The organism is Pseudoalteromonas sp. H105 (assembly GCF_001469215.1).
Lineage (GTDB): Bacteria > Pseudomonadota > Gammaproteobacteria > Enterobacterales > Alteromonadaceae > Pseudoalteromonas.
This window is the reverse complement of record NZ_LOFH01000006.1, coordinates 104373-123409: the sequence shown is the minus strand read 5'-3', so window position 1 is coordinate 123409 and position 19037 is coordinate 104373. Positions and strand designations below refer to the sequence as shown.

Sequence of the window (19037 nt, the reverse complement as noted above, 5' to 3'; positions counted from 1 at the left end):
GGAGTTGTAAAATGCCTATCGCTGTTAAGTCGTTTTTTCATCAACAAAGCGCAACATTCACCTATTTAGTCAGCTGTTTAGACACTCACAGTTCGATACTCATTGACCCTCCTGCTGATTTCGACGCACCAAGTGCAACGTTAACTTTTACCACAGCAAATCAAATCATCGGCTATATAACAACTCATAAACTCACGCTTGAATGGGTGTTAGAGACACATGCCCATGCCGATCACATCACAGCAGCGAGTTATATTAAGCAACAACTTAAAGATAAACATCCGTGTAAACTCGGCACAGGTGCAGGTATAACGCAAGTACAGGCTTATTTCAGCCATTTTTATCAACTTGATATGCCATGTGATGGCTCACCATTTGATGCATTATTTGATGATGGGGATCGCTTATTGTTAGGTAATACACATTTCGATGTTATAACAACCCCTGGGCATACTCCTGATAGTGTGAGCTACTTAATTGAGGGAAATATTTTTGTTGGGGATACCTTCTTTATGCCTGATAGCGGAACTGCTCGGTGTGACTTCCCTGGCGGCAGTGCAAAAGCACTTTACGCCTCTTTACACAAGCTATTAGCGCTCCCTGATAAAACAATTATGTGGATGTGTCACGACTACCAACCTTATGGACGAGAGTTGGCAAATAACACCACGGTGCAAACGCAGCGTTTAAAAAATGTTCATTTACAACAATCTGAACATGCATACATAGACACGAGAGAAAAGCGAGATGCAACACTTAGTGCCCCCCAATTATTACACCCTGCAATTCAAATGAATATACGTGCCGGTCAAGTACCCCACCCTACGTATTCATTTTTAACAATCCCGCTTACAGTGTTGCTTTGAGGTTTGTCTAAGGCCAGCACCTTTAACAGGTGAAAACTGCGGCCTCGCATGCCATTTGGGTTTAATCGGTGTTAGCGGAGCTACTCGCTTTCTTGCCACGAGCATGTAGACACTGCCCATAGGTTTCAAGTACTGCTTTGTAAAGCGCCTCCAGGGCGCAAAACGTGATAGACGCGTCCCTCGTGCAAGTGATGAAAAAATAAACCGTTCATCACTCACTATTTCAAAACCAAGTAGATGCAACCAATCTTTAACCCGGGCTGGTGTAAAAAATCGACCCGTCCAAGGCAGTTTTTGCCTGCTAAATGGCAATAATTGCGCAAGCCCACACAAGCTAAACGGATTAAAGCCTGTGATCACCATATATCCCCCAGGTAATAATGTTCTGTGCACCTCACGAAGAATATGATGAGGATCTGAGTGATATTCCAAACAATGACTTAATATACATGCATCAACACTGTGTTCATAAAAGGGCAGTTCATCAATATCTGCAACAACCCCCGTATGTGGGCCAGGCCCTGCTACGCAGACTTGATGTTTAATGCTGCTCTCACTGGTATTAAGCTCACCGCTTAAATTTCCCAACTTTAACATGTGATAACCAAACATACGTGGTAACCACTTTGCCATTTTACGCTCAATATCAGAGCGCAAATAGTCACCATGAGGAAATTCATGCCACGATAATGGCTTAGGTCCTTCTTGAAAACTAAGGGCTGGTTTCATCTGCTAAGCTCGTTATACTATTCAATATGATCACTTTATAGAGCAATGTTAAATGGTGCAAGTCAAAGCAATCAAAGCCTTTTCAGATAACTACATTTGGTGTATTACACACAGTGCACAACAACTCGCCTGGGTGGTAGACCCAGGTCAAGCTGAACCCGTATTGACTCATTTAAATCAACATGGACTGACACTCGCTGGCATATTAATCACTCACCATCATTATGATCATACCGATGGCGTGTCCGCCTTGTGCAAAGCATCTCCTGGTATTCATGTTTATGGCCCAGCGAATAGCCCGTTCACAGGAATAACCAATCCGCTTTGTGATGGAGACGCTGTGAGCGTCTTTGACCTTGAGTTTACTGTTATCACGACACCTGGACACACACTGGATCACATTTGTTATATTCACCCTGAATTTGCTTTTACGGGTGATACGCTCTTCAGTGGTGGGTGTGGGCGTCTATTTGAAGGAACCGCAAAGCAAATGCAAGATTCCTTTAATAAACTCAAGCAGCTGCGTCCCGAATGTAAAGTGTATTGCACCCATGAATACACACAGGCAAATCTCGCTTTTGCCTTGGCTGTAGAGCCCGCAAATAGAACATTAATTGAATATGCCAATTGGGTTTGCTCACAACGAAATAAAAACCTAATAACACTGCCCAGTAACATTGCTTTAGAGCGAGAAATAAACCCATTCATGCGCAGTGACACCGCAGAAATTACGAAACATATCCCTAATGAATACCGCGGCAATACACACAATACACTGCAAGCAAACGAGCCTTGGCAGAACTTCGCCAGCCTAAGAAAATGGAAAGATCATTTTTAATGTCCCCCATGATGAATCAACGTTAATGGCTGTATTATTGCTGCTTTTAAATGGTCAAAAAGTGGCAATACTTCGCCATAACGGGTAGTATTTGCCGAGTTTTTTACCTGATGTATTGGTATTTATGAAAAAGTCCCCACTCGTTTTAGGCTTAGCGGTGGTGCTAAGTGGTTGTCAAACATTAACTTCAACTCACTCTGAAAGCACAACAGATAGCATCATTGCTAATCAATCAGTCGAGCAGCTCAATGGCGCAAGCCCAAGCGAAATCAATGATGCATTAATGATGAATGCGCAATACGTTCAAGTGAATGAGCTTGATGATGCTTCACCTATTTTTGATGATGTGTGGGAAAGAATTCGCTACCAACTATCAATCGAAGTGCCACAAAACCGTCCCGTTGTCACCGAGCGTAACTATTATGCTCGCCACCAATCCTATCTAGACAGAATTTCAAAACGCGCAGAGCCTTATCTACACTTTATTGTAGAAGAAGTTGAAAAACGCGAAATGCCTATCGAAATAGCGCTTTTGCCTATTGTAGAAAGTGCATTTGACCCGTTTGGCTATTCACATCGCAGTGCATCTGGCATTTGGCAGTTTATGCCACAAACAGGTGAACGTTTTGATCTTAAACAAAACTGGTGGTACGACGGCCGCCGAGATATTGTACAATCAACACGTGCAGCACTCGATTACTTATCGTATTTACATAAGACACTTGAAGGCGATTGGTTAAATGCAATTGCAGCTTACAATTCTGGTGAAGGACGTCTACTTCGTGCAATCAGGAAGAACCGCAAAAAGCATTTACCCACAGACTTCTGGTCACTCGATTTACCAAAAGAAACGACGGCGTATGTCCCTAAATTATTAGCACTGTCTGACTTACTAAAACGACAAGAAGAGTTTGGTTTAACATGGAACCCAATCATCAATGCACACGTTGTAGAAACGGTTGATGTCGGGTCTCAAATAGATTTAGCACTCGCAGCCGAGATGGCTGAAATCAGTTTAACCGAGTTGCACCGTTTAAACCCGGGCTTTAATCGTTGGGCAACGGATCCAAACGGCCCTCATTTTTTATTGATACCATCAGATAAAGTCGAACACTTTGAGCTACAACTGGCCAAAACAGACATTAAAGCGCGCTTAAGGTGGCAACAATATAAAGTAGCCAATGGAGATAGCTTATCCGTTATTGCAGATAAATTTTCAACCAGTGTGAGCGCGATAACATCCCTTAATAAGTTAAAATCGAGTACAATACGCGTTGGTCAGCAACTTTTAGTGCCGCTCAGTGACGGCGCTGTTAAAAGCGAACACCTTCCACGAAAAATGCGCCTAGCGGTTAATAAAAAACACGAGCAAAAAGTACTGCATACAGTCACTAGTGGTGATACGTTATGGGATATTAGCCGTGAATATGATGTCACCATTGCTGAGCTAGCTGAATGGAATAAACTGAACAAAAGTAGCGTGTTGCGATTAGGCCAAAAGCTAACGGTTTTTAAAAATACAGAAACAGCTCAAACTGGCCTCATCACTCAAAATAGAACGATTACTTATCATGTTCGCCGTGGTGACTCACTCGCACGCATCGCGTCTAAATTTAACTTATCAGTTCAAGACATTATTGAGTGGAATAACTTAAAAGGGAAAAAATATTTACAACCAGGGCAAAAGTTGAAGTTAAAAGTAGATATTAAACGCACCTAAAATAGGGCTTATTAAAAGGAGCGTCTTGCCGCTCCTTCTACTCATTCAGGCAATTTCTCAAGCCAACGTTTTAACCAAGGCTCCGTAACGGGCCATGGCTCAAAATCTTCACTCGCATCAATTTCTAATCGATGCCCTATTGGCTTAGCCTGTAAATCTCTAAATAACTCATCGAAACTACGCCCAGCGGCGCAAAAAGTATCACCATAATTTCTATCGCCCAAGGCGATAATCCCATAAGGTTTCCCTGCTAATGTCGGAAACTGACTCTCAAGCTCTGCGTATAAAGGTGATAGGCTGCCTGGAATATCACCTTTTCCTGTCGTTGACGTAATAATGAGTAGATGGCTTGCTGACTTTATGTCGTCAAGCGAGGGAGTTTCAATCAACACAGCTCGATGATTTGAGCATTTAATTGCTGCCATCACGTCATCAGCTAAACGCACTGCCCCACCAAAAACGCTCCCTACAAATAGGTTAATAGTCGCCATTAATAATCCCTCTCTTCATGTGGCCATCCGAGTTGCTTACAAATGCTCAGCATTGCTTCTCCCAATGGCGCTTTAATGTTTATTGCTTGCTTGGTATAAGGATGAACAAAGCTTAACTCTGTTGCAAATAACATAAGTCGTCGCAATCCAAAGTGTTCCCTAAAAAACTGATTATGCTGATTGTCACCATGATTTACATCGCCAATAATAGGAAGGGAAAGGTGCTTTAAGTGCCGTCTAATTTGGTGTTTTCGGCCTGTTTTAGGGAAGCACTCAACCAAAGAATAGCGCACTGTTGGATACTTGCCTATAGGGATAGGTAAAGCAGACTGCTGCACGCAATTAAACTGAGTTTGGGCCTCTTGTGGGGCTTTGTTTTGATCTGCAAACTTATCAGCTATCTTATCCAGTTCTTCTTTCAATGGCTTATCTAAAAAGACTGAATCAGGTGCAAAACCACGTACTAAAGCTAAGTAACGTTTTGATATTTGGTTATTGATAAACAATTGATTGATGTCGCGGGCAGCGTCTGAGCTCAAAGCAAACAATAAAACACCGGAGGTAGGCCTGTCTAATCGATGAACCGGAAAGACATGCTGTCCTATTTGATCGCGCAACATCTGCATAGCAAATTGCGTTTCATGTTTATCTAAAAAAGAGCGATGTACAAGTAACCCTGAGGGTTTATTTATCGCAATGTAATCTGCATCTTGATATAAAATTTCGAGCTCACCAAATACAACTGGCTCTGGACGTTCAATCATTTACTCTTCCAAAAAAGTTATCAATCTCTTTCAATAGTTCGATTATTTCATCGCTACCTATAGACTTGGACAGCATTAGTTCTGCCATTGGCGCAATTGACATATTACTTGGTAAAGGTTGCTGTTGCTTAATTAGCAAAGACATTTTCTTTATGAATACAAATTGCAGCCATTGCTCAAACGCCATCGTATCGTGGCAAAAGGGAACTGTAGAATGTAAGGCCTCATTATCAATAGGCTCATTTTGCCAACGTTGATGCTGTTTTAATAAATATTCTAATTGCACTAGGTAGTCTTGAATTACGTGTGTCATTACAACCTCTTTTATATAGACCCAAAGATTATACCCTGTTCCCTCATAAGCGGCTATCGCGTATAATTAGCGGCATAGTACAGTGTAAATTTTAGAGAAGAGAATGACTGAGCAAATAGCAACTTTAGGGCAGCTTCTTGATGGAGCGGGCACACAATGGCGTGCTTTTGATATTGGCAGACGCATAACCAAAATTGATAAAAAACAATTCAATGCCATTGAGCAAGCCCAGAGCCCCTATCCATATCCACTGGCAGGACATGCATGGATTGCTATCCAGTTTTGGGACAGCTCAGCAAGTAAAGAACCTTACGTTTGGTTTTTAAAATTCCCTGTTGATGAACAAAGTAAATTGGTGTGTGCTAGCCGAGATCATTTTGCCAACATGGTGATAGAAGCACTTGGCAATGATCTAACGGGTGAACAAGCTGATGGCAAACTCGATAATAACCCGTATGTATTTACGCCCAACGCCAATAAACTTGCGGCATTTAATGCACTTCTAAAAGTGTTGCTAAAGCAACCAGCATCGCAGTATTACGAATATACGCAACTTTATTTTAGTTCTAAACTAGGTTTTAATAGCTGGCAAAGTTTAGCAATTCAAGGTATTGCTGATTACGCACTGCGCTTGGATAACGACACCAACTTAGTTAATCTGAAAAATGCATGGGGACAGCTCCCCGCTGAGGTATTGCAACCCCTCAGCGCTATGCTTGAACATGTAAATATCCCTATAAGCTTAACCGAACAATTTTCTAAACACGCAAAAAATGCAATTGACGAACATGATTCATTAGCCCTTGTTTGTGCACTGCGCGCAATGTCGAACTCGCAAGCGCAAGGCCTTACTGCACAAATAGTTGATGCTGTGCTAGCGAGCACACTTGCCACAGATTCAGACGTATTACTGACCATTGCAGGGCGTTGTTATTCATTATTAGAAGAACCTGAAAGGCTACATATCTTTATGGATAACTGTGCTCATCATCAAGAAATTGAAACCCTTTTCCCAAGTATTTTTGCTGACTTAGTTGCAATTCCAGCAGTACGCCCGCATCTATTAGGTTTACTACGAAAAGAAAACCGCAGCGAAACACTCGCTCGCGCAATTGGAAGGTTATTTTCTTAACATGGCAAGTTTGTGGACATTCATCCTAATTGGCAGTGTAATATACCTGTTTTGGCTAAACCGAAAAGTGGCAGAAGCAGCAAACGCACACGCTAAACGACAAAGTGAGCAACTGCAGGTCCAGCTGATGAGTGTCGCATGTACCAAGCGTCGCCTGGGCATTTTAAAAAATGGTAAACCGGGAATAAAAAGCGAGTTTATGTTTGAATTTTCAAGTGACGGTCAAAGCGTTTATCAAGGGGTCTTACTGATGGAAAATGAAATGTTGAAAAGTGTGATCGTACCTCCACACAAGATATGAGATGTAATTAGATTAACATACTTGCAAATAAAACTAAGGCGTAACATATAGTTACGCCCCAATCTGACTTCATCCATAATAAGGCATCCATACCTACGCCGAAGCTACCTTTTTGATCATCCCCTGAACGGGTATACATCCTATATACACCCTCATATTGCATCGCTGCAACTTTACACATCCTAGTGCTATCCACTTGCCACCCTGGCTGTTCCTACGCTTCCAAGCGCTCCTATTACTTCCTGTAATATAATCCTTAGTGTAATCCTTTTCATTAGCTCCGCTAATGTGCCGCATCCTGGCAGTGTCCTTATTCTTCCTTGCTGTCCTTGTATGCTTGTCCATTTGGCTTCTTGCCTAGCTTCATGCTAATTTGCCGTAATCCATTTCCTTGGCATCTGCTCAATCGTTGAGTCAGTATCGTCTTGATGCGTTAAATAATAATGGAATCTTGAATAAGTGAAAGCGTCAAACAAAGATTTTTTTATTGCAACATTTATGAAACAAATTTATTTTTACTAAAAAACAGATAGTTAAGTGTATTAACCACCTATTTTAAGTGGTTTTAACTGACAATACGCACATCAACGTAAGATATATCGCACACCCCAACTTCCAATACAGCGCCACTTGATTTGACTGATGGTATCCATCATTCGATATGAGATTCTCAGTCATTCAAATTCTGAAATTTTAGTTTATCCCGACCATGTGAGTTATAAAGCCCTCTCATGGATAGCAGCATATGACTCAACTTGGATATAGGCTTATCCATCTTAAATTCAGAATCATTCAAAGTGATTCACAAACTGAAGATAGCCTCTCCATAAATGAAGAAATAAGATTAATCATTTTAAGGCTTTGTAAAGGTTGTGTCGGTTACATTCTAATACCTATAAACTTTCTTTAGCATATCCATTTTTCTTATTGCATTTTATTAAGTTGTTAAAGCGTAATTAAATATATCTAAGCTTTAAACTCATAATTTCCTTGATATCAATTATGAAGTTCAATTCATTAGTGTTAAAGAGTTACAATCTTTTAATCTTCAATTGCTTTTCCAAAACTTTCTAGTCTTAAGTATTTTGATTTATATAAATTATTTGGAATTTTTCTTTTTAACAATTCATGAAAGTTTTCATCATGAGTAGAAATAATAATCTGTTTTTTAAAATTAACGATCAAGTTTCGTAGTAGATCTATTAAACTCAAAATATTAATTGAATCCATCGATTGAATAGGATCGTCGATAAAAATAAAATTAACGTCTTCTTTATCATCATCTTTTGTTGTCAAAGCCCTTGCAAGAAAAATACTTAAGCTAAGGACATTTATTTGAGCAGAACTAAAAGTCAGATTAGGTGGTGACCTTAAACTTTCGGAGGGGTCATACGCATAAATATTCAACTCTCCCTTTGATTTATCATGCAAAGTACATTCAAACTGAACTTTTTTGAAGTCTGGGTGAGGATCAATTGATTCATATATTTGATTTATAAGCGGAGTATTAAAAAAATTATTCGCTCTAGTTTGGATGTGTTTATTAATTTTTGTTAAATCATTTTCTAAAGGCTCAAGCAATTCTCTGTGTAAGGCAACTCTCAATTCTAAACTATATACTTCAGCTTTTATTAACCCCAGCTTACTAAAATCTAATGCCTGATTTGACAACTTCTCTAATATAGTGCAATTTTCCAAGTGCAAATCATATACTTCTCTTTCACGGTATAATTCTGGAGACTTTTCGATAAGTAATTCTTTAACATTAACTAAAGAATCTTCATTATCAGGCATTTGAATTGAAAATAAATTACATACTTCTAAAAGTTTTACAAGATTTGATCTTTTAAAGCTAATTGCCTTTCTTAGACTCTCGACTTTTTCTGTAACTTCACTTGATGAATCAGAATATTCTTTGCTCAACATTAACACTTCACGTTTTAGTTTTTCACTATCCAGAACTAATTGATGTAAAGCTTTATTTTTGATAGAAAGACGATCGTTGAGAAACAGTCTTAACTCCAAACCATTACTACTATGAGCAACTTCTTCTAAATCTAATATTTCTATAAGTTCTTTAAATTGAGTTAAATATTGTTGTTTTTCATTAACTCTAAGTTGTGCTTCCGAAAGCTGACTCTCTAATTGAGAGACTTCAATATTTAATAAGCTAATTTGTTCAAATGACCTGTGTTTTTGCTCATCTAGCTTAACCATGATCTGTTGTTGATTATTAGCTTTTGATAATAAAGACTTGCTGAATTCATTCTCTTCACTAAACTCTGTTTGCTCTTTTAAAGAGCTTAGCCTTGAGAGGTTTTCTTCTAATGAAGCTATTTTATTTTGAGAATTAATTTCCTCAAGTTTGATAGTCGCAGCTAATTCTGAAATGGATGATTCATATCTTTCAATTACTCCAATTAGCCTAGAACGATATAAGCTTTCTTGACTTCTGCTTGTATCTTTCAGAGAAGTTAGATTGTTAAGTGTTTGATTATGAGAAAGCCTCAAAGATTGTTGGTAGTCATTAAAAACATTATTAGAAAGAAGTGAATTTTTTAAATTATCAAAATTGGCATGATCATGATTACAAACGGGGCAACGAGATTGCTTAGTAGCATCAATAATTTCGGAAGCACTGTTAATTAAATTAATAATTGAGTTAGACTGCATATTCGCATCATTAATCTTACTCTCTAACAATGATAGGGACTTTTCTTCTTTTTCAATTAAATTTTTATTTTCACAATAATCATTGTGATATAAATTTAAGTTATATGCTAAATTCCTAGTCTCCGATGCCCATTCAGGCTGAATAGTTATTGGTTTTAGGATTTCAAAACTTTTTACAATTGCTAATTCAGTTTCGAACAGCCTTAGTTGGTTTTTTTTATTTCTTATAACACTATTTCTTTCTTCGACTTCACTCTTATCGTTTGAAATTAATTTTTCTAAGCTTTTTATTTCTTTGAAAATATATTCAACTCTATCTATTAAATCACGTAACCTGAACAACTCTTTACTAGCTTCACTTGACCTTTTAACTAGATCTGAATGTTTTAAGTTAATTTCTGACTCATAATTTTTCTTAGCTGCTATTTTTGAAATTAGTTGTTCTTTGTTGCTTTTTAGCTCACTTAGTTCTTTGCCAAAAAGTAAGTATGATTCTATTTGCTCTATTGCTTCATTAATCTTTTGAATATCTATCTTTACGGCGCTAATTAAAGAAACCTCTTCATTTAATCTCTTTTCAGCAGCTTCTTTCTCGGATATTTTTTCAAAAGCGATTTTTTCTTCTTTGAGCTGGTTAATTAAATTATTAAGATCATTTAGATTAGATGATATTACCTCTTCACTATTCAAAAATTCTTCTATAAGAGCAATTTTGGTATCTACTTTTTGTCTAACATGTCCTTGCAACTTTTCTTTAATGATAAGAAGCTCATTTTTAAGGATTTCATGATCATTTTGGCTAAAAGGACTAGAAAAGCTTCTAATTTTATACAACTCAAGTAAATTTAATTCTTGGATTATTTTATTAACCTCAGAAAAAGGTGAGGAAATAGAACCAATATTTTCAACCTCTACTTTATTTTTATCTATATCCTGTTCAAGTTTACTTATCGCAGATTCCAGTTCTTTGCATTGCTTTCTAATTATTTCTCGCTGTTCAAAAAGTTCGATTAACCGTGAGTCGGAATGTTTTATAAAATCATTAAACCTATCTTGCGGATTAGTTTCCCTAAGAAATGAGTCGATAGACTCTTGGGAAAGAAGGACTCTTTCCATAAACTCAGTTTTATCCGTTCTCTGATTCTCTGGTTTAGCTCTATTAGATAGGTAATCAGTTTTTTGATTTGGTTTAGGCTTTGTAACCTCATTTTTATAGCTTTTTTTGGTTGTGGTTACACTTAATAGAGTAGGAAGAGACTTACCTGTTTCAAATTCATATTGATCAGCATTTTTGTTTCTAAGTATATATTTACTACCACTATCAATACACAAAGACGCATTACTCTTAGCTTTTTTTCCCTTTATATATCTATTAACATTATTCGTTATTGCAAAATCGACTCCATCATAGAAACTAGTTTTACCGAAACCATTTGGTGCATATAATGAAATAAAATCAGCAATCTCTTTTTTTCCCATTGCTCTTTCAATTTCAAAATTAAAAAAGCCATTTTCTGGTAATAAATATGACTTAAAAGCCTGTATAGATACATTTTTAATTTTCATTAAATTTCCTTACTTAACTGAGCTTCAAGCCATTCTTTAAAGAAAGCATCATTTACTTCACCAATATTAGAAGCGCGATTATATTCTCTTATTAAATCAGTACCAATTTTTGAAATTTCAATATCACCCTTTTCTTCTAAAGGCTCTTCAATATTTATATGAGATGAGAGTATTTTTCTGTCTAAGAAATTAATAATTTCTTTATCAGGAAGAGAAACACAACTTTTATCATATATGAGCTTTCTAACTGCAAATTTATTATTTTCAATACTAAACTGTATACTTTTAGGTATATCTTCATTACAAGAAAACAATACATATATATTCATCTTCTCAAATATAGATAAATCATCTTTGAAATACTCACTAGCTAAAAAGCTTATCCACTGAAGCCATAAATTACTAAGCTCAGATATTGTTTCGAAATGACAGTAAAAAGCTCTTAACTTAGCTCCATTTTGATTGACTGCGAAATGCTTAATTGAAGCGGTACTAAACTCTTTTTCTATTGACGTAAAGTTTTCACTTCCAACACGTGTAAAACTAGACATTATTTTCCTCTACTTTAGGAATATAGATTGAATAACTTTTCATCAAAAAATCTGTGACTTGGCCCAATCTAAGTTTTTGTAATCTAAATTCGTTATCAACGTAGCACTTATCATGTAATTTAGCTAAGTGCACGACTTTAACCGCTCCTGTTAGAACAGGTGACTTATCAACAGTATCAATCAAATGAAAATCACAGTTCAAACCTCTTGTAATATCTGGTTGTGCATTTCGAAAATGATCTATTTTTAATATTGGATCTTCAGGCCAATACTTATCTCCAATTAGAACAAGCAACGCTATTCCATTTTGTTTTAAGTTACTAAAATCCGTGCAAAGAATATTAGGTACAAACCTTTTCCATGTATTTTCTGAATTGATAAATATAACTCTCACTGAATCAAAAATTTCCCTTAGATATTTTATATCTATCGCTCTTTCAGTTTCTTCTTCTATCAAGTGTTTTATTATTACTATTTCAAGAAGAGCAACCCAAAGTTTTTCATTTATTAATTCTTCTGCATTTCTTTTAGGGACTAGCAGAAACTCTTTTAACTCACTTAATATCTCATTAGGACTACAAAAACCTTTTTCCAAGTAGTTACTTGCAATTTTAAGAAGCGTAGCCTTAGCTTGCACAAAGTTAGATTCATTATCACAATTATCAAACTTAAATATTTTCGATTTAACTTCTTCAATGTTTGTCATATGAGAAGGAAGTATTGGAGGTAAGCTATTCTCAGTAATTAAGTCGTAAAAGAGTTTTAACGGCAAAGCCTGAATATGTTGATGTTCAGCACTTTTATCAGCCATGCGATTTTCAATCGCTACTAAACTAACGTCACCTTGCACAGGATAAAAAACACCTCCGCCAGAATAACCTTGAACATCGTCATAATTTGCTACCGAGAGGTTTCTAAATTGATAAAACGATTCCTCTCTTCTAAGCATTTCGAGTGTAAATGTTTGTAGCTCATCAAATAAAGTAGTCTGTTGCTTTACTGCTTGTTGAGGAAATCCCCAAAGCTGAACTCTTTCACTCTGCTCTATAAGATTAATATTTGGGGTGATACAAAGTCCATCTTGGTAGTTAACTTGTAATATTGCGACATCTTTGTCAGGTGAAAATACAACTTCTCTTACTGTAATTGATTCAAAGCCGCTATCTGATGACTTATCGATTCTTTTTACTATAATTTCCTCTTTTGTTTTTACAGCAGATTTTTCATCTTCCTGTATGCAATGTTTCGCTGTAAATATATAACTGATGTTTTTATCCGAAGGTTGAACTAACACCCCGCTACCATTGTTAACTTTTACAATATGCTTTCGTATTTTATCTTCTAATGTCATTTTATTTTAAATGGCTCTTCACAGGCTAAACATTTAGCTCCCATCTGTTCTAAGAGCTTTATTTCTGGTTCTGAAAATATTTTTTCTTTTATTATCTCTGGGTAGTTAAAATAAATCTTAAGTTCTGACTTATTATTTAACAATCTCGCAATTGTTTTTTTATTTGGGAGATTAAAGATCTTTGTATTAGATGAGATTATAAAATTATTGCAATTTAAAATAGATAATAATCTAGGGCTTGTATTAAATTTACTACCGTGATGTGATAATTTTACATATTCTACATTTAAAGGGTTTGCTTCTGTAAACCCAAGTTTTTCTAGCTCTTGCTCAATTACCGAACTATGTGCATCACCTAGAAAAAGAATATTCTTATCAGAGTATTCAACAAGAAAGGCTATTGAGCTACCATTAGCTATTGACTTATCTTCGTCAAATATATCATCACCCAATAAATCTCTTAAATTTTCTCTATAGTCACTTTCTTTACTACTAGTAAAATTTGAAGATTCCTCTCTTTCCCATTTATTAAATAGCTTTTGTAAAGTTAAATCATTTGGCGAAAGAATAGTAAATTTCAAACCAAAAAAAGAATAAGAATTACCTGCTTTTATCAGACTCTTGTCCCATATTTTCAAGCTTGTAACATACCTTTCAAATGTGACACCTTGTCTTACGCTAGTGTTGTTATTTGTTTCTTCCAGTTGGAATTGCTCAGCCGATACACTTTTATTGTAGTTTTTATCAAAACCAAAATGCTCAGCTATTGAATTAGCAGCATTAAACCAAACTTTATCAGTAAGCTGCGTTAGAATCCCGTTATCTTTAAATCCTTTAATCAATCCACCAATATGATCATCATCTATATGAGTTAAAATTAACAGATCAACCCTTTCACCTAAACTTGAGATCCGTTCTAGCTCTTTCAGTAGTGGCCCTTTTGAGTTTTGACTTCTAAAGGTAGCACTAACTCCTCCATCTATTAGAATGTTTTTATTAACACCCTCTATATCTAAACTCAAAAGTATACAGTCGCCATGCCCAGCTTTTAGCACTTTAAACTTCAACACAGGTTAATTTCCTTTTTTTATTTTCTTACTGCATATTACACGCGGATAATGAAACTCAAACCAAACCTTGGTTTTAAATCAATAATATATAAAAACAATATGATGTTACACTATAGCTTCACAGAAGAAGTTAGGAAAGTTCACTATTTTTTTTACATATCTAATTGCCGCCATAGTGGTTTATAAACTATGAAAAATTACCACTTTATAAAACACTACAAACAAAAGACTTTAAATATCAACATTTTACACAATCACAAATTAGCTGACCGATAACATGGTTAGACTCAATCTCTTAAGCGCCCCATAATTAGCCTTTCTGTCAGGTTATCCATCCTTTCTTGTTGAGTGAGCCTCTTTTTAAATGAGTGCTCTAAGATATATAGAGGCTTTAGGTCAGAACGCTGCGTAACTAATTTTTCATCTAAAATAATTCGGTTACATGCATTTCGTAATGCAAATTCTACCAACATCGGCCTTGTAAAATTGTGAAACTTACAAACTGAATCCATTTTTTTAACAAATTCATTTGTCATTCTTATAGACTCATCAGCTTTAGCAAACTTTTGCCTTTGCTTCTCAAGGTACTTTAAGGCCGCAGGTGTATTTGTAGGCAACCCTTTTTCTGATTTTATATAGTCAATTTCAAACTCAATGAAGAAACATGCCCAGCCATCCTTCTTGAGTTCCAACTCATCACATATTTTCTTAAATTTGTCTGCTACAGAACGATTTATAAAAAATTTTCTAGATGTTTTTTTTATTTCCATTTTCATTCTACGTCATTTGACGTAGCCACATATTTTTAAAAAAAATTTCCCGTTTTCTTTGGAAATAACCTCACTAAATTTGAATTACGGCGGCGGTTTTCAGCCTAACTCGCAATTAATGGGCAAAACTAAGGAATTTTTCAGCCAAAAACATAGTAACTTAAAACATAACTCAAATGTATCATCTTGATTATAAAGATTTTAAAAACACAAACCGCACAAAAAACACACAACACTTCAGGCAAATTTCGAAGCCTTTACTTAAATGTATTTGCAAACCTAAAATCCTCTATAGAGCACGTAAATAAAGGCTTTTAGGGCCATTTTTATATTTGCAGTTTTTAAAAGCACAATCTTTAATTATAGCTAAGAATTATTTTTAGCCATAAAAATTGATGTGGATGTTGAGGTGAAAAATGAAAGGCAAAACAAAAACAGCTAAACATCGTTCCAAATTTACGATCAACTTTTATAGCCATTTAAACAAATGCCACATGTGGTGCGAATCTTTTCTTGAGATGAACTACGCACTTACCCTTGAGTTCGATGAATCGGTTAAATCCTATTGTACTCAACCAGAATATTTCAGCGTGTACGGTAAACGCTATACACCTGACTTTTTAATAGAATATAAATCTGGGTATTCAGATTACGTTGAAGTAAAGCATACACATTTCATTGATGATGACTTTTTCAGCCTCCATCATTTAAGAAAAGAAGTGATTTATCAACATAACCGCCATGAATTAATGCTTGTAAGCGAACTAGACTTAGATTCTAAGATTATTTCTAACTACGAACTTTTAAGACCCTACAAACAAATTGATGTTGAACCTATCACCCCTCTACTAGTTAAGCTACCGAGAAAGCTAACATTAAAAAGGCTTGAATTTTATATTTCTAAACACTCCAACGGTACAAGGGCACATGCTTGGGCGCTCGTTGCACACCAATTCTTTGACTTTGATGCTCGTTTTAATCTTGGCCCCGACACACTATTAATGAGGAGGCTAGGATGAACCATAATCCTATCGTTGGAGATACTTACTTTGATGAAAATAGAGAGGCATTTAATCTTATTTTCTTCGACAGTGACGAAGCAATACTTAAGCCTTTAGGACTAGAAACCTCACGTATAAGCTTGCCGATACCAAGGGATGAGTTTGAACAGCAAGTTCAAAGCGGTTTTTACAGGCCAGAATATAGCTTAAAACATGACAACGACACATTGACCGAAGACCAGGAAAAGGAGATTAATAAACGAGAACCTTATTTAGTTGAGCTTCAAGCATTGGTAGATGCAGGCCACAATCCAACGTCACCCAAAACAATGGCAATCCTAAAATCAAATGTACATGACAAGTATCACATTGGCATACACAAACATGGTAATTCTAGTATTGCTCGTTGGTGGAAAGAGTATAAGGCTGCCGATTATAAACTAAAAAAATCAGTTTCTCCCAGAAAGCAACAACCTAAAAGAACAGATACTGCTAGTGAGAACTTTTTAAATCAATTTTTTGTTGATACTTGGGTCAAAGGTTCTACAGCTAATATTTCTGCTGGCTACGATGCATATAAGAAAGCAGTCGAAGCTGTTCAGAGTCACAATGATGCAATTATGCTAATGAGCGATTCAACCTTTAGACGTCGAGTCGAGTCGTTAAATAAGTTCAACATCATCTTCAATTCAGGTAACTACGCCGAAATTAAGCGAGCTTTAAGAACACTTAGTAAGAAAATCCAGACTTCATATGTCATGGAACGAGTAGAAATGGACAGAATGTCATTAAACTTTTGTTTGATTGATGAAGATGGTCAACCAACAGATACTGTTGATATCTATATAGCGCTCGATTGTCATGCTCGATACCCGTTGAGCGTTACCTATGAGCTAGGCTGTGCTGAAGACACTATAGGCGTTGTAAACTCTTTCAAACGTATTTTTTATAGAACTAGCAATAGCCTTAATGCTTTTGGTGTACCTAACAAAGTAATTGTAGATAATGGCCCAGGTTATAAATCAGCAGCATTCAGGAGTGTAGTTGAACGCTTAGGCTGTGATTTAGTTAAGGCCCCGTCGAATGAACCTTGGAAAAAACCATTTGTCGAAAGCTTTATTGGTACTTTGCGAAGTGAGTTTTTCGAAGGTGGCAAATTTGAAGGGCCAGATGGAAAAATTATAATTGGCTTGCCAGGCTACAAAGCTAAGCGAACTTCTAAAAACTCTTCTCCTATATCTAATGACAACTTAAAAAAAGCTGCGGCAATCACTATAGAGGAGTTCTCTAAACTCTTACATGATTACCTTGTTGAGTATGTGAATCAACCTCATTCAAGCCTAAATGGAAAGACTCCCCAGCAAGTGTGGAATGAGTCTGTAAATGAAAAACCTTTAGTTCCAGTCAATAAAGCTCTTGTTGAAGCTGCCTGCCACTATAAAGAGGAAACACCAAAATTGCAGTCTCGTGGAACAGTACGAATTGATCATCAGTTTTTTTACTCTGATGAACTTCACAGATGCGCTCGATTGGTTGAAAAATTAAATCCTGACCAAGATATGCGTGTTTCTGTTAAATATGACCCAGATGACGCTCGCTGGGTGACTGTTATAGCTGACTTTGATTGCTATGAACAAAAGGTAATTTTTGAAAAAGTTGAAAATAGAGCTTTAGTTGGCGAACAACTTGAGACACCCGTTTCGTTTGAAGAACTAAATGAAAATAAAGCGTCTGTGAAGCGCCGTGATATTAGTATCATGAAAATAAGCAAGATTGTTAAACAAACTACAAGACCTCGCCGTGATAGCAAGGAGGTCGAGAGTGCTAAGAAGAATGCAGCTAAGGGCTTATCTGTAGCTGAAAGAATCAAACAGAGCAATAAACAGTATACAAAAGTGCCAAAAAGCACTCAAAGTGTTAAACCAAAAGAGGAGGATAAGAACTCTAAGACAAAACGTAGACGGAAGAATTTACTACGTGATGATAGACAAACCGAAATATGGCCTACCTGATGTTTTCGCACCCATCTCTCTTAAAGTGCACCCGTTTAATTGAGCAAGTTCATAATCAACAGTTCGATAAAGCTTATGGACTTCTCATTACGGGGTTGAGCGGCACGGGTAAAACCTTTTTAGCAAAGAATTACCAGAGTCAATTTAAAGTTCGTAAAACTCCTGAGTTAACAACTTACCCTGTCGTTTATGTAAAACTTTCAGAAACAAGAACAGCGACAGATCTCTTACTACAAATAATTAAAAGCTTTACAAACGTATTAGGCAGACATTCCAATAAAGCATTTGTTGTTCAAGATAGACTTTCAGCATTACTCGTTGCACACCAAGTCGAACTTATTATTATTGATGAGGTGCAAGAGTGCCTAACCGATATCGACGGCATTACCAGTCAAAGAATGGCAAAACAAATTGCAGCCTTAATCGATAACAACCCACAGGTTGGAATTGTATTGATCGGCACACCTGTAGCAGGCAGACTGTTAAGGCTTAAATATGGTAAATCAAAAGAACGACTTCAAGGCGAGGAGCAACTTTCGAGAAGATTCTTATCTGAACAAACTCTTACAATCATACCTTCCCGCTGCGACTGCTGGCTGAATTGTTGTAACTATGCTGCCGAGATCTTTAAATTTTCACCATTTTCACGTAATGATTTAGTTCTTTTAAATCGACTTCATGTAGCTACTGAAGGGAAAATTGGACTGCTTTTAAAGCTATTTTCAATTGCCTCATTTAGCTCAGAAGAGACAAACATTGAAAAGTTTGAGGATGCATATCTCACAGGCATCAATTCATCAGCCTATAATCCATTTGATGAAGATGCTTTCAGCGATACGCATGTATTAGATATTCTCGATATACGTGAGTTTAGGTAATGCTGTCTGTA

General features: G+C 36.4%; 17 protein-coding genes. 8 read left to right on the top strand and 9 right to left on the bottom strand.

Annotated features, from left to right (window positions below):
- Nucleotides 1-11: 11 nt before the first annotated feature.
- The gene (locus tag ATS75_RS11805) at nucleotides 12-866 is read left to right on the top strand and encodes an MBL fold metallo-hydrolase (protein WP_058560633.1); all 855 of its coding nucleotides are present in this window, start codon (nucleotides 12-14) and stop codon (nucleotides 864-866) included.
- On the opposite strand, the gene ATS75_RS11800 is transcribed toward ATS75_RS11805, so the two are convergent.
- Nucleotides 837-1595: a class I SAM-dependent methyltransferase gene (locus ATS75_RS11800; protein ID WP_058560632.1), complete on the bottom strand. Its 759-nt coding sequence runs from the start codon at nucleotides 1593-1595 to the stop codon at nucleotides 837-839. The two genes, ATS75_RS11805 and ATS75_RS11800, sit on opposite strands and share 30 nt — an antisense overlap.
- A gap of 52 nt (nucleotides 1596-1647) precedes the next feature.
- On the opposite strand from ATS75_RS11800, the gene gloB reads away from it, so the two are divergent.
- Nucleotides 1648-2433 carry a hydroxyacylglutathione hydrolase gene (gloB, locus tag ATS75_RS11795; RefSeq protein ID WP_058560631.1) on the top strand — a complete coding sequence of 262 codons (786 nt, stop codon included), beginning with the start codon at nucleotides 1648-1650 and terminating at the stop codon, nucleotides 2431-2433.
- Between the two features lie 124 nt (nucleotides 2434-2557).
- The gene (locus ATS75_RS11790) at nucleotides 2558-4153 is read left to right on the top strand and encodes a LysM peptidoglycan-binding domain-containing protein (protein WP_058560630.1); all 1596 of its coding nucleotides are present in this window, start codon (nucleotides 2558-2560) and stop codon (nucleotides 4151-4153) included.
- 41 nt (nucleotides 4154-4194) lie between these two features.
- On the opposite strand, the gene ATS75_RS11785 is transcribed toward ATS75_RS11790, so the two are convergent.
- The 3 genes from ATS75_RS11785 to ATS75_RS11775 are packed head-to-tail and all read right to left on the bottom strand — an operon-like array spanning nucleotide 4195 to nucleotide 5721.
- The gene (locus tag ATS75_RS11785) at nucleotides 4195-4644 is read right to left on the bottom strand and encodes a flavodoxin (RefSeq protein WP_058560629.1); all 450 of its coding nucleotides are present in this window, start codon (nucleotides 4642-4644) and stop codon (nucleotides 4195-4197) included.
- Nucleotides 4644-5408, bottom strand: a complete 765-nt coding sequence (truC, locus tag ATS75_RS11780) for a tRNA pseudouridine(65) synthase TruC (RefSeq protein WP_058560628.1) — start codon at nucleotides 5406-5408, stop codon at nucleotides 4644-4646. The genes ATS75_RS11785 and truC overlap by 1 nt, the downstream gene beginning before the upstream one ends.
- The gene (locus ATS75_RS11775) at nucleotides 5401-5721 is read right to left on the bottom strand and encodes a YqcC family protein (RefSeq protein WP_058560627.1); all 321 of its coding nucleotides are present in this window, start codon (nucleotides 5719-5721) and stop codon (nucleotides 5401-5403) included. The genes truC and ATS75_RS11775 overlap by 8 nt, the downstream gene beginning before the upstream one ends.
- Nucleotides 5722-5824: 103 nt before the next feature.
- Between ATS75_RS11775 and ATS75_RS11770 the strand changes: the two genes are divergently transcribed.
- The gene (locus tag ATS75_RS11770) at nucleotides 5825-6853 is read left to right on the top strand and encodes a DUF3549 family protein (RefSeq protein WP_058560626.1); all 1029 of its coding nucleotides are present in this window, start codon (nucleotides 5825-5827) and stop codon (nucleotides 6851-6853) included.
- Nucleotide 6854: 1 nt separating this feature from the next.
- Nucleotides 6855-7154, top strand: a complete 300-nt coding sequence (locus ATS75_RS11765; protein ID WP_058560625.1) for a DUF3301 domain-containing protein — start codon at nucleotides 6855-6857, stop codon at nucleotides 7152-7154.
- A gap of 1041 nt (nucleotides 7155-8195) precedes the next feature.
- Here the strand turns inward: ATS75_RS11765 and ATS75_RS11755 are convergent.
- From ATS75_RS11755 to ATS75_RS11735, 5 genes are all read right to left on the bottom strand, one after another.
- A complete protein-coding gene (locus ATS75_RS11755) occupies nucleotides 8196-11393 on the bottom strand; it encodes an AAA family ATPase (RefSeq protein WP_058560623.1) in 3198 nt (1065 codons plus the stop codon).
- Entirely contained in the window at nucleotides 11393-11944 is a 552-nt protein-coding gene (locus tag ATS75_RS11750) for an ABC-three component system middle component 1 (protein WP_058560622.1), read from the bottom strand. The genes ATS75_RS11755 and ATS75_RS11750 overlap by 1 nt, the downstream gene beginning before the upstream one ends.
- Entirely contained in the window at nucleotides 11937-13295 is a 1359-nt protein-coding gene (locus ATS75_RS11745; protein WP_058560621.1) for an ABC-three component system protein, read from the bottom strand. The genes ATS75_RS11750 and ATS75_RS11745 overlap by 8 nt, the downstream gene beginning before the upstream one ends.
- A complete protein-coding gene (locus ATS75_RS11740) occupies nucleotides 13292-14365 on the bottom strand; it encodes a ComEC/Rec2 family competence protein (protein WP_058560620.1) in 1074 nt (357 codons plus the stop codon). Before ATS75_RS11740 ends, ATS75_RS11745 begins: the two co-directional genes overlap by 4 nt.
- Before the next feature lie 287 nt (nucleotides 14366-14652).
- A complete protein-coding gene (locus tag ATS75_RS11735) occupies nucleotides 14653-15135 on the bottom strand; it encodes a hypothetical protein (RefSeq protein WP_152996221.1) in 483 nt (160 codons plus the stop codon).
- A gap of 416 nt (nucleotides 15136-15551) precedes the next feature.
- On the opposite strand from ATS75_RS11735, the gene ATS75_RS11730 reads away from it, so the two are divergent.
- Genes ATS75_RS11730 through ATS75_RS11720 form a run of 3 tightly spaced genes read left to right on the top strand, consistent with a single transcriptional unit; the run spans nucleotide 15552 to nucleotide 19026 of the window.
- Nucleotides 15552-16154: a hypothetical protein gene (locus ATS75_RS11730; RefSeq protein WP_058560618.1), complete on the top strand. Its 603-nt coding sequence runs from the start codon at nucleotides 15552-15554 to the stop codon at nucleotides 16152-16154.
- Nucleotides 16151-18148: a Mu transposase C-terminal domain-containing protein gene (locus tag ATS75_RS11725; RefSeq protein ID WP_058560617.1), complete on the top strand. Its 1998-nt coding sequence runs from the start codon at nucleotides 16151-16153 to the stop codon at nucleotides 18146-18148. Before ATS75_RS11730 ends, ATS75_RS11725 begins: the two co-directional genes overlap by 4 nt.
- A complete protein-coding gene (locus ATS75_RS11720; RefSeq protein WP_058560616.1) occupies nucleotides 18148-19026 on the top strand; it encodes an ATP-binding protein in 879 nt (292 codons plus the stop codon). Before ATS75_RS11725 ends, ATS75_RS11720 begins: the two co-directional genes overlap by 1 nt.
- Nucleotides 19027-19037 lie beyond the last annotated feature (11 nt).

What these genes read in the sequence shown, in the direction of transcription:
- ATS75_RS11805 (WP_058560633.1), top strand. Translation starts at nt 12, where the DNA reads ATGCCTATCGCTGTTAAGTCGTTTTTTCATCAACAAAGCGCAACATTC.
- ATS75_RS11800 (WP_058560632.1), bottom strand. Translation starts at nt 1,595, where the DNA reads ATGAAACCAGCCCTTAGTTTTCAAGAAGGACCTAAGCCATTATCGTGG.
- gloB (WP_058560631.1), top strand. Translation starts at nt 1,648, where the DNA reads ATGGTGCAAGTCAAAGCAATCAAAGCCTTTTCAGATAACTACATTTGG.
- ATS75_RS11790 (WP_058560630.1), top strand. Translation starts at nt 2,558, where the DNA reads ATGAAAAAGTCCCCACTCGTTTTAGGCTTAGCGGTGGTGCTAAGTGGT.
- ATS75_RS11785 (WP_058560629.1), bottom strand. Translation starts at nt 4,644, where the DNA reads ATGGCGACTATTAACCTATTTGTAGGGAGCGTTTTTGGTGGGGCAGTG.
- truC (WP_058560628.1), bottom strand. Translation starts at nt 5,408, where the DNA reads ATGATTGAACGTCCAGAGCCAGTTGTATTTGGTGAGCTCGAAATTTTA.
- ATS75_RS11775 (WP_058560627.1), bottom strand. Translation starts at nt 5,721, where the DNA reads ATGACACACGTAATTCAAGACTACCTAGTGCAATTAGAATATTTATTA.
- ATS75_RS11770 (WP_058560626.1), top strand. Translation starts at nt 5,825, where the DNA reads ATGACTGAGCAAATAGCAACTTTAGGGCAGCTTCTTGATGGAGCGGGC.
- ATS75_RS11765 (WP_058560625.1), top strand. Translation starts at nt 6,855, where the DNA reads ATGGCAAGTTTGTGGACATTCATCCTAATTGGCAGTGTAATATACCTG.
- ATS75_RS11755 (WP_058560623.1), bottom strand. Translation starts at nt 11,393, where the DNA reads ATGAAAATTAAAAATGTATCTATACAGGCTTTTAAGTCATATTTATTA.
- ATS75_RS11750 (WP_058560622.1), bottom strand. Translation starts at nt 11,944, where the DNA reads ATGTCTAGTTTTACACGTGTTGGAAGTGAAAACTTTACGTCAATAGAA.
- ATS75_RS11745 (WP_058560621.1), bottom strand. Translation starts at nt 13,295, where the DNA reads ATGACATTAGAAGATAAAATACGAAAGCATATTGTAAAAGTTAACAAT.
- ATS75_RS11735 (WP_152996221.1), bottom strand. Translation starts at nt 15,135, where the DNA reads ATGGAAATAAAAAAAACATCTAGAAAATTTTTTATAAATCGTTCTGTA.
- ATS75_RS11730 (WP_058560618.1), top strand. Translation starts at nt 15,552, where the DNA reads ATGAAAGGCAAAACAAAAACAGCTAAACATCGTTCCAAATTTACGATC.
- ATS75_RS11725 (WP_058560617.1), top strand. Translation starts at nt 16,151, where the DNA reads ATGAACCATAATCCTATCGTTGGAGATACTTACTTTGATGAAAATAGA.
- ATS75_RS11720 (WP_058560616.1), top strand. Translation starts at nt 18,148, where the DNA reads ATGTTTTCGCACCCATCTCTCTTAAAGTGCACCCGTTTAATTGAGCAA.